Below are 14,422 nucleotides of genomic sequence, written 5' to 3'. Positions count from 1 at the left end.
TGGATCATATCGCCTTCAGGGTGCCTTTCGGCAGGGTCGCGGCGATCGCGGCCTTCTGGAACTTCAGCTCGACGTTGTCGGAAACTTCGACGACGACGAAGTCATCGGCCACTTTGGTCACCTTGCCGGCGATACCGGCGGAAGTGACGACTTCATCGCCCTTCTGCAGGCCGGACAGCAGGTTCTTGTGCTCCTTGGAGCGCTTGGCCTGGGGACGCCAGATCATCAGGTAGAAGATGACCAGGAAACCGACCAGGAAAATCCACTCGAAGCCAGTGCCGGCCGGGCCAGCAGCAGCGGCCGGGGCTGCGGCGTCAGCGTAGGCAGCGGGAATCAGAAAACTCATTGGAAACTCCTGTCTCAAAGCTTTTTCGATGAATAAGGTCAGTCCGCCAGCGGCGGCACGGGAAGGCCGCGCTTGGCGTAGAAGGCGTCGACAAAGTTCGCCAATGTACCCTGTTGGATTGCCTCGCGCAAACCAGCCATAAGCCGCTGATAATGCCGCAAGTTGTGGATGGTATTGAGCATGCTGCCGAGCATTTCGCCGCACTTGTCCAGGTGGTAGAGGTAAGCGCGGGAGAAGTGCTTGCAGGTGTAGCAATCGCAGGTCGGGTCCAGCGGAGATTCGTCGTGCTTGTGCACCGCGTTGCGGATCTTGATCACCCCGGTGTCAACGAAAAGGTGGCCATTGCGCGCATTGCGGGTGGGCATGACGCAATCGAACATGTCGACGCCCCGGCGCACACCTTCCACGAGGTCTTCGGGTTTGCCCACACCCATCAGGTAACGAGGTTTGTCAGCCGGCATGTGCTGGGGCAGGAAGTCCAGCACGCGGATCATTTCTTCCTTGGGCTCGCCTACCGACAGGCCGCCAATCGCCAGGCCGTCGAAACCGATTTCCTGCAGGCCGTCCAGCGAGCGCATGCGCAGTTCTTCGTGCATGCCACCCTGGACGATGCCGAAGAGTGCCGAGGGGCTGTCGCCGTGGGCGACTTTCGAGCGCTTGGCCCAGCGCAGCGACAGCTCCATGGAGCGCTTGGCCACGTCGAATTCCGCCGGGTACGGGGTGCACTCGTCGAAGATCATCACGATGTCCGAGCCCAGCGCACGCTGCACCGCCATGGACTCTTCCGGGCCCATGAAGACCTTGGCGCCGTCCACCGGGGAGGCGAAGTACACGCCCTCCTCCTTGATCTTTCGCAGCGCGCCCAGGCTGAACACCTGGAAGCCGCCCGAATCGGTGAGGATCGGCCCTTTCCACTGCATGAAGTCATGCAGGTCGCCGTGCTTCTGGATCACCTCGGTGCCCGGGCGCAGCCACAGGTGGAAGGTATTGCCGAGGATGATCTGCGCGCCGATGCCCTCGATGTCGTGCGGGAGCATGCCCTTCACGGTGCCGTAGGTGCCCACCGGCATGAAAGCCGGGGTTTCCACCACGCCGCGGGGGAAGGTCAGGCGGCCGCGACGGGCCTTGCCTTCAGTGGCCAGCAGTTCGAATTTCATGAAACTCATGGATCAGTCCTCGGGGCCGCGCGGTGCCGGGTTGCGGGTAATGAACATGGCATCGCCGTAGCTGAAGAAGCGATAGCCCTGCTCCACTGCCGCCGCATAGGCAGCCATGGTCTCGGGGTAGCCGGCGAAGGCGGAGACCAGCATCAGCAGGGTGGATTCGGGCAGGTGGAAATTGGTGACCAGGGCGTCGACCACGTGGAACGGCCGCCCGGGGAAGATAAAGATATCGGTGTCGCCGCTGAACGGCTTGAGCACGCCATCGCGAGCCGCGCTTTCCAGCGAACGCACGCTGGTGGTGCCGACGGCGACTACCCGGCCGCCGCGCGCCTTGCAGGCGGCCACGGCGTCGACCACGTCCTGGCTGACTTCCAGCCACTCGTTGTGCATGTGGTGGTCTTCGATGCGCTCCACGCGCACCGGCTGGAAGGTCCCGGCGCCGACGTGCAGGGTGACGAACGCGGTATCCACGCCCTTGGCGCGGATCGACTCCAGCAGCGCTTCGTCGAAGTGCAGGCCGGCAGTCGGCGCGGCCACCGCGCCCGCACGCTCGGCATAGACAGTCTGGTAGCGCTCGCGGTCGGCGTCTTCATCCGGACGGTCTATATAAGGCGGCAGCGGCATGTGGCCGACGCGCTCCAGCAGCGGCAGCACGTCCTCACTGAAGCCCAGCTCGAACAGCGCATCGTGGCGCTGCAGCATCTCGGCTTCGCCACCGCCGTCGATGAGGATCTTCGAACCCGGCTTGGGCGATTTGCTGGAGCGCACATGAGCCAGCACGCGATGGCTGTCCAGCACGCGCTCGACAAGGATTTCCAGCTTGCCGCCGGAAGCCTTCTGGCCGAACAGGCGGGCAGGAATCACCCGGGTGTTGTTGAACACCATCAGGTCGCCCGGCTTGAGGAAGCCGAGGATGTCGGCGAATTGCCGATGGCTGAGCTCGCCGCTCGGTCCGTCCAGCACCAGCAGGCGGCTGCCGCGGCGTTCAGGGAGCGGATGGCGGGCGATCAACGCCTCGGGCAGGTCGAAATGAAAGTCAGCGACACGCATGGGAAGAGCTATCTCGAAGGGGCGCGTATCTTACTGGAAATGCCAAATTCTGACCATTCGAGCCGATTGACCGGCGCAGAGCGTCTCCCTATACTGCCGCGCCATTGCCTCGGTGGCGGAATGGTAGACGCGGCGGATTCAAAATCCGTTTCTGGCGACAGAGTGAGAGTTCGAGTCTCTCCCGGGGCACCACCACATTGTTTCGGGACTTCCGAGGAAGTCCTGAAACCCACGAAGAACCGGCCTCAGGGCCGGTTTTTTGTTGCCTGCGATTCTCCTCGCAAGTGGCTCGACTGGAGCCCTACAGGGCGATCAAGGCGGGCCTCCTCGCAATCAGCGCAGCCCAGGACGACCGAAGACTTCCCAGCCCGGTGGCCTCTGGCGCCCCTCCAGGGAACGTAGCGGCACTTGCCCCCCTCTGTTCGGCGCAGCGGACCAGCCCGGAAACCCCTGGCTCGCACGACCGTTCCAGACGCTTGCGACGACCTGCTCCAGGATGCCTCGGCGCAAGGCCGGCGTGGTTCCAGCCAGTGAAAAAGGCGCCTCGCAGCGCCTTGGGGTGGCACTAGTAGCACGGCAAGCTCAGCAGCATCACAGCGAAGATGCGCAGCAGCACCAGGCAGACCGACCAATAACTGTGTTGATTCATTGCGAGAACTCCTGAGTAAGGGAGCTCTACTGAACCAATACTGAAGCGTCCAGAAAGACGCTTTCCCGCCATAAAAGCGACGGAAAAAACTGTCTACCCGATGGGACAGGAAAATCAGCGACAGCGATGGCTTCAGCAGCCATTCAGTCGGCGTCGGCCCACAGCCTGATGATCAGCGCGCGCGTGGAGCACACAGGCGTTGGCCTCGACTACCAGCGCAGCAGGCGTGGTCCGAGCAGCGCGCCCAGCACGCTGGGCACCAGCATGCCGAGCAGATACCAGACGCCCCAGAAAGAAACGCCCATTTCAGGGCAGTGCAGGCAATAGGCCAGGGTCGCGGTGGCGCCAGCCAACAATCCTCCTGCTGCCCCCGCCAGGCGCAGGCGCGTCGGGGCAAGGCCGCGCAACGCCCAGAACACCGAGATAAATGCCGGCACCGAGAGCAGCGCAATGTTCAGCGCGCAGGTGCGCCAGGTCTTGCCAAGGATCAGGCCTGCGCGCGCCTCGACGGGCACTCCTGCCAGTTCCAGGGCGCCACCGAGCCAGACCGCCAGCACTGGCAACCCCAGCAGCACCCAGGCCGCTCCCCCACTGACGCCTGGTCGTGCCAGGCGACTGCTCAGCCACAATGCAAGCGGCGCCAGGCTGCCCGGGAGTGCGACCTTGGCCCAGAACAATGGTGTGCGCGAGACTTCAGCCAGGTCAGGCCGAACCCCAAACAACGCAGCCATCAGCAGCAGCGCGCCCAGACCTCCGGCGAATAGCGCGATCGCCAGGCGCTTGCCCAGAACTCGCCGATCCACCGCGCTTTCGCCGGCGCTCAGCAGGTCGATCAGTTCATTGGTCTTCATCGCTTCGCCTTCCTCGAATCATATTCGCCAGGACCTTCAGCCCACGGTGAATGCCCACTTTCACGGCGGAACTGGAAAGCCCGGTCAGGCTCGCGGTCTCTTCCACCGACAGGCCTTCGAGCTTCACATGGACTATTGGCAGGCGCTGCTTGTCGGGTAGCTGCAGCAGCAGCTTGCCGAGATCGCGGCGGGCCTGTGCGGGCTCGTCATCTTCGCCGATGAGCAGTTCCGCGGCGTCGTCCTGCAAGGGATCATGCAGCGCCTCTCGACGGGCGAACGCGCGGAAATGGTCCGCCAGCTTGTAGCGCGCAATCGCTTGCACCCAGGCCGTCAGCGGCTGATCGGCACGGTAGGTGTGGCGGGCGTTGTGCACCGCCAGCAGGACCTCCTGCAACAGGTCCTCGACCTCTCCAGGGCGCTGGCTCAGGCGCCGGCGCAAGAAGGCACGCAGATGCGTGCCCAGTGCGCTGAGAAAGTCACGGTACGCCGCGTTGTCACCGTCCATGCCGCGCAGCAGCAACGCCTGCAGCTGCGCTTCACGCGCAATCAACACATCCTGACTGGTAGTTCGCTGCATCGGCCGTCCTGGTTACACCGCGGCTGGATTTTTCCCACGACTCGCCGCTGTTTCTGGCGCGCCGCCGGCCCACAGGAAAAACAGACCGTCGTTCAATACGTTAGGGCCGCGGCGAAGAATTCTCAAAATTTTTTCGCACGGCTGTAACCGGATCAGCGCTCCCGGCGAACTACCCATCAAGCCGTCGGAAAGTCCTCCGCGGCCCTCAACCGAACTGGAGCAACCGCACCATGAAAACCCTGACCCTGACTACCGCCGCCATTGCCCTCGCCGCCATCACCAGCGCAGCCCTGGCCGACGACATGAACACCAAGGCCGGCAATGGCGCCGCCATGGAGAAATGCTACGGCGTGGCCATGGCAGGCAAGAACGACTGCAAGGCGGGCGCGGGCACCACCTGTGCAGGCAGTGCCAAGAAGGACTATGACGGCATGCACTGGAAGAACGTCCCGGCCGGCACCTGCACCTCGATCAAGACGCCCCACGGCATGGGCTCGCTGACCCCGAGCAAGGCCTGAGCCCAGGCCGCCGACCATGAACGCACATACTCGACTGGGCGCAGGCCTTGGGCTGAAGGCCGAGCACTACGCGGACGCTCTTGCCTGCACTGCCCAGGGACTCTGGTTTGAAGTCCACCCGGAGAACTACATGGTCGGCGGCCCCCGCCTCGCCTGGCTGCAGCGCATAGCGGAACGGCATCCGCTGACACTCCACGGAGTATCGCTATCCCTGGCCGCGGACTCGGCTCCGGACCCTGCGCACCTGCATCAGCTGCGCGCGCTGGTCGAGCGTGTGCAACCGGAACTGATCTCGGAGCACCTGGCCTGGTCCACCTGGCGTGGCCAGTATTTGCCGGACCTGCTGCCCTTCCCGCGCAGCCATGCCGCCCTGGCGCGCATAGCCGAGAATATCCAGCGCACCCAGGAAGCCCTGGGGCGGCGCATCGCCATCGAGAACCCCAGCCACTACGTACGCCTCGAGGGCCATGACTGGGGCGAAATAGAGTTCCTCACCGAACTGGCGCTGCGGACTGGCTGTGGTCTGTTGCTCGATATCAACAACGTGCATGTCAGCGCGCACAATCTCGGCTTTGACGCGCACGACTATCTCGCTGGTTTCCCTGCTGCGGCCATCCTCGAGATCCACCTGGCCGGACACAGCCATGACGCAGGCGGCGAGCTGCTGATCGACTCCCACGACGCGCCCATCGCTGAACCGGTGTGGGCCCTGTACCAGCGCCTGATCCAGCGTATCGGGCCAAGGCCGACGCTGATCGAGCGCGACGATCACCTTCCGGCTTTTGCCGACCTGCTGGCCGAACGCGACATCGCCCAGGCAACCCTGAACCTGGTCGAGGTGACCGCATGAAGACCTCTCTGGGCGCCTTCCAGGACGCGTTCGTCGCGGCGCTCTACCAGCGCCCGGCCCCGGAACTGCAGGCGGTCACCACGCAGGCCGCTTTCCAGGTGTACCGCAACACTGTCCTCAAGGGTTGCATCGACGCCCTGTGCGCCAACTTCCCCAGCGTCGAGCGTCTGGCCGGTAGCGACTGGATGCGTGCCGTTGCGGCCTTGTACGCCGGAGAAATGCCGCCGAGCGACGCTCGCCTGGTGCTCTACGGTGAACGCTTCGCGGACTTCCTCGATGCCTGCGAGCCAGCACGCGCGTTTCCCTACCTGGGCGACGTAGCGCGCCTGGACCGGCTCTGGACCGAGGCATTCACCGCGCATCAGGACGCACTGCTGGACTTGGCCAGCCTGGCCGGCATGACCGCCTCGGACCTCGCCACCTGTCAGCTGGAACCGCGCGCCAGCGTGCGCTGGCGCTGGTTTGCTGAACAACCGATCCGCAGCCTCTGGCACTACAACCGTGAAGCGCTGCCAATGCCCGATGCGCTGCCCTGGCACGGCGAAGGCGTCCTGCTGGTCGGCCATGCCGAAGGTGTCGACTGGCAGTCCCTGGAGCTCGGCGGCTGCGTCTTCCTCGACGCCTGCGCGGAGGGGAACAGCCTCGATCGCGCGTCAACGCTGGCACTTGCCACACAGCCCGATCTGGATTTCAGCGTGCTGCTGGGCCGCCTGCTGGCCGCCGGCGTTTTTCGTCCCGTCACCCTCGCTTAAGGAGGACATCATGGACCTTGCTCACGGCACCACCCCCACCACCGGCCTGCGCCACGGCTGGAATCGCCTTGCGGACTTGCTGCAGCGCCTGCTGGGCGACTCTTTCCTGTGCCTGGTGGCGCGCGTCGGGATTGCCGCGATCTTCTTTCTCTCCGGGCGCACCAAGGTGGAGGGACTCCTGACCATCACCCCCGGCACCTACGAACTGTTCCAGAGCGAGTACATGTTGCCCCTGGTGCCACCGTACATCGCCGCACACCTGGCCACCTATGCAGAGCATTTCTTCCCAATCCTGCTGGCGCTCGGGCTGTTCACTCGCCTTTCGGCACTGGCACTGCTGGGCATGACCACGGTGATCGAGGTGTTCGTCTACCCCGACGCCTGGCCGACACACTTGTCCTGGGCCGGCTTGCTTCTGCTGCTGATCGGTCGCGGCGCGGGTGCCTGGTCGCTGGATCGGCTGTTCAGGATTCGCTGAGGACCTGACACGCAACGCGTGGTGCAGCGCTCACCCTGACAGCTGCACCACGACGAATTCATTGGCGAGCTTGCGGCGCCGCAGCCACGCCATGCCGCTCCTGCAGTGCTGCGACGAACGCCGCCAGAGGCATCGGCCGGTCGAACAGATAGCCCTGCAGCACCTCGACGCCGCGGGAGGCCAGGTAAGCCTGCTGCTCCACGGTCTCCACCCCCTCGGCAATGATCATCAGGTCCAGCTTGCCGCAGAGTTCGACGATGCTGTCGAGGACGTGCGAGGACAGCGCGTCCACACCGATCATCGCGACGAAGCTCTTGTCGATCTTCAGCGCATCCACCTTGAAGCGGTGCAGGTAGGCCAGGCTCGAGTTGCCGGTTCCGAAGTCGTCGATCGCCAGCTTGACGCCCAATCCGTGCAGCTTGTCGAACAACTCGTCCGTCACCTCGCTGGAGACGATCAGCTCGCGTTCCGTCAGCTCCAGGGTCAGCTCCGGGCGATGGGGCAGGAAGCGCGCCTGGAAGTCCCGGCAATCGTCGAACAGCCCCGGTTCCGTACAGTGCCGGGCGCTGATGTTGAAGCCCAGGTGAAAGCCCTGGCCGAGCAATTTTGCGTGCGGCGCCAGGCCGTCGGCGACCTGGTGGAACAGTTCGCGGGTCATCGCCACGATCAACCCGGAGCGCTCGGCCATGGGGATGAACAGGTCGGGGCCGACCATGCCTTCGCGCGGATGAGTCCAGCGCATCAGCACTTCGGCACCGATCCAGTGACCGTCCCGGGCATCGACCAGGGGTTGCAGATAGGGGACGAACTCCCCGGCGAGCAAGGCGCGCTCGAGCTCCAGGCTCGGCGTCGCCGAACGCCCCCAGAGCCAGTAGCAGGCCATGCCCGACACCCCGCCGAGCATCAGCATCAGCGTTACCAGCGGCAGCGAATCCTCGCGGATGTGCCGCCACTGCGCGCCTTTCGGAAAGCCGCCGATGACCTTGTAGGGAAACTGCCCGGACGCCAGTTCGACATGCCCAAGAGGCAGGGACGCCGGTTCACCGTCGAACACCCGCCCCTCTTCGTCCATCCACTGCCGGCCAACCTGCAGCTGCAGGTCGCTGCGCTGATCGACCAATTGCAGCGTATTGCTCAGGTAGCGCCCATCGACGGTCGCCAGGGCCGCCTTGTTGCCCTGCACCCGGCGCAGGATCAGCAGGGCATAGTTCGGCGTCACCGAATTGCCCGCCATCATCCGCAGTTGCCCATTCGCATAGAGGCTGGGGTCGAGGCGCTCGTCGAACTCGCCGAACAGCGAGGTGCAATAGATGTCGTTGTCGCGGGTCAGGTTGACCGAACGGACGAACGGCACCACGGCGACCTGCTCGCGGAGCACCCAGGTGGCGTCTTCGCAGGATTCATCGGCGTGCAACAGTGCCGCCCGGGCAGCTGCCGTGGCGTTGCCGAGCATCACATCGAACAGGCGCACAGCCTCGTTCGACGCCGCACTTGCCTCGCTGCTCAGGCTGCGCAGGGCCTGCCAATAGATGATGGCGCTGCCCAGCAACAGCGGCAGCAGTGCCATGGAAAGGGAAAAGACCAGACGGGGCAGCAGCCGGCGCCGGGTATAGCTGCGTAGCGGCATCCTTGTTCCTTGCTCGACAGCGTCGCGACCTGCGACGCATTGCCACTCCCTCATGGGTAGCGACGTGCCTTGAGCTTAGAACAGCCTGCGCCACAGAACGCTGCGCGGCGGAATCCGTATAATCCCGGCCCCATCCATCCTGATCGCCACAGAAGATGCCCATGCCCAAGCCGCAGCAGCTCCAGCCCACCGGAGACTTTCCGCCCGCCACGCTCGTCCGTCGCTTTGCCGCGATGTTCTACGACTTCCTGCTCTGCGTGGCCTTGCTGATGGTAGTGACGCTGGTCTATCAGCAAGGTTTCCTGCGCCTGATCTATGGCAGCGAGAAACTCCGCATGCTGGCCGACCAGGGTGCCCTGACCGGTGACCCGCTGCTGTCCAGCCTGCTGTTCATCAGCGTGTTCGCCTTCTTCGCGAAGTTCTGGACCCACAGTGGCCAGACCCTCGGCATGCAGGTCTGGGGCATTCGCGTGCAGAACGCCAACGGCACGCGCATCACCCTGATGCAGGCGCTGCTGCGCTTCGTCATTGCCATCGCGTCCTGGGGCTGCGCCGGCCTTGGCTTCCTCTGGATGCTCTGGGACAAGGACAAGCGCACCTGGCAGGACCGCTACTCGGAAAGCGTGGTGATCCAGATTCCCAAGGCGGTGCGCAAGGCAACCCAGGGCCGCGGCTGATTCCCGCGCACAGAAAAGCCGGCGATTGCCGGCTTTTTGCTTTTGCTCTCTGTAGGAGCGAGCTTGCTCGCGCGCCCCCACTCGGTGGCAAGAGGTTCGCGAGCAAGCTCGCTGCTACAGGGTTTATCCGGCCCGCTTCAACAGCAAGGTGCCGAGGAAGGCGCAGATCGCTGCCGGCACCAGCACCGCCAGCAGCGGCGGGAAGTTGAACACCTGGCTCGACGGGCCGAGCAGGTCCTGCGCGATGCGGAAGGTGAAGCCCACCAGCACACCGGTAAATACCCGCTGGCCGAGGGTCACGCTACGCAGCGGACCGAAGATGAACGAGATCGCCATCAAGACCAGGGCGGCCGTCACCAACGGCTGCAGGATCTTGGTCCAGAACGCCAGCCAGTAGCGGTTGGAGCTCAGGCCCTGGTCCTGCAGATAATGGATGTAGCTCCACAGGCCGGTGATCGACAGCGCTTCCGGCTCCATCACCACGGTATTGAGCAGTTGCGGGCTGAGCTGGATGTTCCAGGTCTCGCTGGGCGAGCTCACCACCTCACTGCGCTTCTCCGCGGCATGCAGCACGCTGGTGGTCACATCCTGCAGTTGCCACTGGTTGTTCTCGAAGACCGCCTGGCGGGCGAAGCTCGCGGTCTGCAGGCGACGGTTGTCGTCGAAGTTGTAGCGGGTCACGCCCAGCAGCACGCCGTCCGGGCGCACCACGTTGATGTGGATGAACTCGTGCCCCTGGCGGTGCCAGAGGCCCGACTTGGAGCTCTGCGAGCCGTTGCCGCTCTGGGCCAGCGCGCGACCGCTCTGGGCAGCGGTTTCGGTGTAGGGAATCACGTACTCGCCGACCAGGATGCCGGCGAACATCAGCACCAGCATCGGCTTCATCACTGCCCAGACGATACGCTGCAGCGACACGCCAGCGGCGCGCATGATGGTCAGTTCGCTGTTGCTGGCCAGGGTGCCCAGGCCCACCAGGCAGCCGATCAGCGCCGCCATGGGGAGCATGTCGTAGGCCCGGCTCGGCCCCGTGAGCAATACGAACTTGAGGGCCTCGGTCAGCGTATAGCTGTCATCGATCTGCCCCAACTGGTCGACGAAGGCGAACAGTTCGGCCAGGCCGAGGATTACCCCGAGGACCGCGAGAATGGAAACGAAGACGGTTGTGCCGATGTAACGATCCAGCTTACGCATGCTTCAGCTCCCCGCCCGACTTCGCTCGTTTGGCGGCCAGCTTCAGGCGCAACGGCTCCCAGTACAGCAACAACAGGCCGATGCCCAGGAATATCCCGTGGATCCACCACAGGCCAAGGGCCATGGGAATCTTGCCCTTGTCGAGCATGCCGCGCCCGGCGATCAGCAGGGCCAGGTAGGCCATGTACAGCAGCACCGCCGGCAGCAGCTTGAGGAAGCGGCCCTGGCGCGGGTTGACGCGCGACAGCGGCACCGCCAGCACAGTCACCACGAACACCAGCAGCGGGATGGACAGGCGCCACTGCAGCTCGGACTGCATGCGCGGGTCATCGCTGCCCAGCAGGTCGGCGGTGGGAATGGCATCGCGGTCGTCGATCTCGCTGCTCACTTCCGGCTTGGGCAGCAAGGCGGCGTAGGTGTCGTACTTGATCTCGCGGTAATCGGCCTGGCCAGGCGTGCCGTCGTAACGGTAACCGTCCTTAAGGATCAGGTAACGGCTGCCATCGCCGTGGATTTCCTGCACGCCAGTGGCGCCGACCAGCACCGAGGTGCCGCCGTCCTTGCCGTTGCGCGGGCGGTTCTTGTCGGAGATGAACACCCCGCCCAGTTCCGTGCGTTCGTTGGCCAGGGTCTCGGTATAGGTCACCCGCGTGCCGTCACGCATCGACTGGAAGCGTCCCGGTGCCAGGGTGTCGAACTCGGTCATCGCATCCTGCTTGTTCAGCAGCAGCTGCATCTGGGTGATGCCCTGGGGCGCCAGCCACAGGCTCAGCCAGGCCACCAGCAGGGCGATGAACAGCGCCGGCGCCAGGGTGATGGCCAGCAGGCGCTGCTGGCTCATGCCGGTGGCGGTGAGCACGGTCATCTCGCTGTCGAGGTACAGGCGGCCATAGGCCAGCAGGATGCCGAGGAACAGGCCCAGCGGCAGGATCAGCTGCAGGAAGCCCGGCAGGCGTACCCCCATGATCATGAACAGCGAGCCCGGATCAAGCAGGCCCTGGGCCGCCTGTGCCAGGTATTTGATGAAACGGCCGCTCATGATGATGACCAGCAGCACGGCGCTCACCGCGCTCATGGTGATCAGCACTTCACGGGACAGGTAACGGAAGACAATCAAACCGGACACTCCAGGGTTGTCACGCTCAGGCGGCTACGCTCAAACTAGCCGCCGTGAAGCATTGCCGGGTGCGCGCGGACGCGACCCAGCGCAAATAGCCGGCATTATCCTGCGATTCGCCAGGCCTGTCACTGCGCAGTCCATCTTCATTCGCAGACCCTTCTGCTCTTTGTCCCGGGGACACTCAGCCATGGAATTCCTTGTAAAAAGCGTACGTCCGGAAACCCTGAAGACCGCCACCCTGGTCATCGCCGTGGGCGAAGGCCGCAAGCTCGGCGCCAGCGCCAAGGCCGTCGACGAAGCCACCGGCGGTGCCATCGCCAACCTGCTCAAGCGCGGCGATCTGGCAGGCAAGGTGGGCCAGACTCTACTGTTGCAAGATTTACCCAACCTTAAGGCCGAGCGCGTCCTGCTGGTCGGCGCCGGCAAAGAGCGCGAACTCTCCGACCGCGCCTACCGCAAACTGGTTTCCGCCGTCCTTAACAATCTGAAGAACCTCGGTGGCGCCGACGCCGTCCTGGCCCTGGGCGACCTGGCCGTGAAAGGCCGCACTGCCCACGGCAAGGCCCGCCTGCAGGTGGAAACCCTGGCCGACGGCACCTACGTCTTCGACCGCTTCAAGAGCCAGAAGGCCGAAGCGCCGAAGCTGAAGAAGATCACCCTGCTCGCCGACAAGGCCGACGCCGCCGCCGTCGAACAGGGCGCCAAGGAAGCCCAGGCCATCGCCAACGGCATGGCCCTGACCCGCGACCTGGGCAACCTGCCGCCGAACCTCTGCCACCCGACCTTCCTCGGCGAGCAGGCCAAGGCGCTGGGCAAGGAATATAAGGGTCTGAAAGTCGAAGTCCTCGACGAGAAGAAACTCCGTGAACTGGGCATGGGCTCGTTCCTCGCCGTCGCCCAGGGCAGCGACCAGCCGCCGCGCCTGATCGTGCTGCAGTACAACGGCGCGAAGAAGAAGGACGAGGCCCCGCACGTCCTGGTCGGCAAGGGCATCACCTTCGACACCGGCGGCATCAGCCTCAAGCCCGGCCTGGGCATGGACGAGATGAAGTTCGACATGTGCGGCGCCGCCTCCGTGTTCGGCACCTTCCGCGCCGTGCTGGAGCTGCAGCTGCCGATCAACCTGGTCGGCGTGATGGCCTGCGCCGAGAACATGCCCAGCGGCGGCGCTACCCGTCCGGGTGACATCGTCACCACCATGAGCGGGCAGACCGTCGAGATCCTAAACACCGACGCCGAAGGCCGCCTGGTGCTGTGCGACGCGCTGACCTACGTCGAGCGCTTCAAGCCGCAATCCGTGGTGGACATCGCCACCCTGACCGGCGCCTGCATCGTCGCCCTGGGCTCCAATACTTCGGGCCTGATGGGTAACAACGACGCGCTGATCAAGCAACTGCTCAAGGCCGGCGAAGTCGCCGACGACCGCGCATGGCAACTGCCGCTGTTCGACGAGTACCAGGAGCAACTCGACAGTCCCTTCGCCGACATCGCCAACATCGGCGGGCCGAAGGCCGGCACCATCACCGCCGGCTGCTTCCTGTCGCGCTTCGCGAAGAAGTTCCACTGGGCGCACCTGGACATCGCCGGCACCGCCTGGATCAGCGGTGGCAAGGACAAAGGCGCCACTGGCCGCCCGGTTCCGCTGCTGACCCAGTACCTGCTGGACCGCGCCAAGTAATGGCACAGTGCAATCTGCCGATGGGATCGAACGCATGACGCGTGTGGATTTCTACGTCATTCCCAGCGCCGATCCCGACGCACGCCTGACCATCGCCTGCCGCCTGGCCGAAAAGGCCTGGCGGCAAGGCATGCGCATCTTCGTGCTGTGCAGCGACGAGGCCCAGCGCGATGCGCTGGATGCCCGGCTGTGGAACTTCCGTGGGGAAACCTTCATCCCACACAACGCGGCGGAAGAAGACGCCGACTCGCCCATCGTGCTGGCCCTGGGCGAGCCGCCGGAGAGCCACCGGGACCTGCTGATCAACCTGACCCTGGCCATTCCTGCCTTCGTCGACCGCTTCAACCGGGTCGCCGAACTGGTGATCGAGGAACCGGCGATTCGTCAGGCCGCGCGGGAGAATTTCCGCCGTTACCGCGAGCAGGGCTATCCTTTGCAGGACCACCGCCTGCCACGCCCTTGAGAACGCACCCGCCAAGACCATGGACAGCCGTAAGCCCCCGCACGACCCCGACCACCTGCTGGAAGACCTGAAGAAGATCCAGGACCTGCTGGACGAGACGGGGGCCGAGCCGCCCCTGCTCACCGAATCCTTCGAGCCGGACAACATTCCGCTGCTCTCCGACGTCGTCACGCCCGCGCCCCTGGCGCAGGAACCCTCCACTGCCCTACCCGCCGCGACCGCGACCAGCGAGCTGAACCGCCTGGACCTGGAGCTGCGCGCGGCGGCCCAGTTGATCCTGCAGGATGTGATCGACGACTTCGCCCCGCAGATCGAAGCCGAACTGCAGCGCCGCCTGGAAGCGCGGATGCAGCGCCTGCTGGCTCAGCGCAAGCCCTGACACCCCGCGCCATTCCGTTTTCTGTAGGAGCGAGCTTGCTCGCGAACCATCGC

The 14,422-nt window shown here is 64.8% G+C and carries 16 protein-coding genes and 1 tRNA gene; 9 read left to right on the top strand and 8 right to left on the bottom strand.

The genetic code is table 11. The features are described from left to right. Positions 1-4 precede the first annotated feature (4 nt). The 3 genes from yajC to queA are packed head-to-tail and all read right to left on the bottom strand — an operon-like array spanning position 5 to position 2,559. A complete protein-coding gene (gene yajC / locus L6D89_RS09455; protein ID WP_024762947.1) occupies positions 5-346 on the bottom strand; it encodes a preprotein translocase subunit YajC in 342 nt (113 codons plus the stop codon). A gap of 38 nt (positions 347-384) precedes the next feature. Further along, positions 385-1,503 carry a tRNA guanosine(34) transglycosylase Tgt gene (gene tgt / locus L6D89_RS09450; protein ID WP_236174262.1) on the bottom strand — a complete coding sequence of 373 codons (1,119 nt, stop codon included), beginning with the start codon at positions 1,501-1,503 and terminating at the stop codon, positions 385-387. A 12-nt stretch (positions 1,504-1,515) separates the two neighbouring features. Further along, a complete protein-coding gene (queA, locus tag L6D89_RS09445) occupies positions 1,516-2,559 on the bottom strand; it encodes a tRNA preQ1(34) S-adenosylmethionine ribosyltransferase-isomerase QueA (RefSeq protein WP_236174190.1) in 1,044 nt (347 codons plus the stop codon). Between the two features lie 106 nt (positions 2,560-2,665). Here queA and L6D89_RS09440 point away from each other — a divergent pair. Then, a tRNA-Leu gene (locus tag L6D89_RS09440) sits at positions 2,666-2,751 on the top strand. A gap of 666 nt (positions 2,752-3,417) precedes the next feature. On the opposite strand, the gene L6D89_RS09435 is transcribed toward L6D89_RS09440, so the two are convergent. Together L6D89_RS09435 and L6D89_RS09430 are read right to left on the bottom strand one after the other, a co-directional pair. Beyond that, positions 3,418-4,059: a DUF1109 domain-containing protein gene (locus L6D89_RS09435; protein WP_236174191.1), complete on the bottom strand. Its 642-nt coding sequence runs from the start codon at positions 4,057-4,059 to the stop codon at positions 3,418-3,420. Then, positions 4,046-4,636, bottom strand: coding sequence for a sigma-70 family RNA polymerase sigma factor (locus L6D89_RS09430; RefSeq protein WP_236199477.1), 591 nt, complete (start codon positions 4,634-4,636; stop codon positions 4,046-4,048). The genes L6D89_RS09435 and L6D89_RS09430 overlap by 14 nt, the downstream gene beginning before the upstream one ends. Positions 4,637-4,866: 230 nt before the next feature. Here L6D89_RS09430 and L6D89_RS09425 point away from each other — a divergent pair, with 230 nt between their 5' ends. The 4 genes from L6D89_RS09425 to L6D89_RS09410 are packed head-to-tail and all read left to right on the top strand — an operon-like array spanning position 4,867 to position 7,234. Further along, complete coding sequence (locus L6D89_RS09425; protein ID WP_236174193.1) at positions 4,867-5,154, top strand: BufA1 family periplasmic bufferin-type metallophore; 288 nt, start codon at positions 4,867-4,869, stop codon at positions 5,152-5,154. Positions 5,155-5,170: 16 nt separating this feature from the next. Continuing rightward, entirely contained in the window at positions 5,171-6,004 is an 834-nt protein-coding gene (gene bufB / locus L6D89_RS09420; protein ID WP_236199476.1) for an MNIO family bufferin maturase, read from the top strand. Beyond that, positions 6,001-6,756, top strand: coding sequence for an HvfC/BufC N-terminal domain-containing protein (locus tag L6D89_RS09415; RefSeq protein WP_236199475.1), 756 nt, complete (start codon positions 6,001-6,003; stop codon positions 6,754-6,756). Before bufB ends, L6D89_RS09415 begins: the two co-directional genes overlap by 4 nt. A gap of 10 nt (positions 6,757-6,766) precedes the next feature. Then, complete coding sequence (locus L6D89_RS09410) at positions 6,767-7,234, top strand: DoxX family protein (RefSeq protein WP_236199474.1); 468 nt, start codon at positions 6,767-6,769, stop codon at positions 7,232-7,234. 58 nt (positions 7,235-7,292) lie between these two features. Here L6D89_RS09410 and L6D89_RS09405 read toward each other — a convergent pair whose 3' ends face one another. Then, positions 7,293-8,861, bottom strand: coding sequence for an EAL domain-containing protein (locus tag L6D89_RS09405; protein ID WP_236199473.1), 1,569 nt, complete (start codon positions 8,859-8,861; stop codon positions 7,293-7,295). A gap of 161 nt (positions 8,862-9,022) precedes the next feature. On the opposite strand from L6D89_RS09405, the gene L6D89_RS09400 reads away from it, so the two are divergent. After that, a complete protein-coding gene (locus L6D89_RS09400; protein WP_236174198.1) occupies positions 9,023-9,538 on the top strand; it encodes an RDD family protein in 516 nt (171 codons plus the stop codon). A 123-nt stretch (positions 9,539-9,661) separates the two neighbouring features. Here the strand turns inward: L6D89_RS09400 and lptG are convergent, their stop codons facing one another. Both lptG and lptF read right to left on the bottom strand, forming a co-directional pair. Continuing rightward, entirely contained in the window at positions 9,662-10,729 is a 1,068-nt protein-coding gene (gene lptG, locus L6D89_RS09395; protein ID WP_236174199.1) for an LPS export ABC transporter permease LptG, read from the bottom strand. Continuing rightward, positions 10,722-11,846, bottom strand: a complete 1,125-nt coding sequence (lptF, locus tag L6D89_RS09390; RefSeq protein ID WP_236199472.1) for an LPS export ABC transporter permease LptF — start codon at positions 11,844-11,846, stop codon at positions 10,722-10,724. Before lptF ends, lptG begins: the two co-directional genes overlap by 8 nt. A gap of 190 nt (positions 11,847-12,036) precedes the next feature. Between lptF and L6D89_RS09385 the strand changes: the two genes are divergently transcribed. From L6D89_RS09385 to L6D89_RS09375, 3 genes are read left to right on the top strand one after another with little or no spacing between them, the layout of a single operon-like run. Beyond that, positions 12,037-13,527: a leucyl aminopeptidase gene (locus tag L6D89_RS09385; RefSeq protein ID WP_236199471.1), complete on the top strand. Its 1,491-nt coding sequence runs from the start codon at positions 12,037-12,039 to the stop codon at positions 13,525-13,527. 34 nt (positions 13,528-13,561) lie between these two features. After that, on the top strand, positions 13,562-13,990 hold the full coding sequence (locus tag L6D89_RS09380; RefSeq protein WP_236199470.1) for a DNA polymerase III subunit chi: 429 nt from the start codon (positions 13,562-13,564) through the stop codon (positions 13,988-13,990). A 19-nt stretch (positions 13,991-14,009) separates the two neighbouring features. Continuing rightward, entirely contained in the window at positions 14,010-14,369 is a 360-nt protein-coding gene (locus tag L6D89_RS09375; protein WP_236199469.1) for a DNA polymerase III subunit chi, read from the top strand. The last annotated feature ends 53 nt before the right edge of the window (positions 14,370-14,422 follow it).

The sequence above is a fragment of the Pseudomonas pseudonitroreducens genome (assembly GCF_021603645.1).
GTDB lineage: Bacteria > Pseudomonadota > Gammaproteobacteria > Pseudomonadales > Pseudomonadaceae > Pseudomonas > Pseudomonas pseudonitroreducens.
The sequence above is the reverse complement of the archived record's forward strand: the minus strand, read 5'-3'. Positions and strand labels throughout refer to the sequence as shown.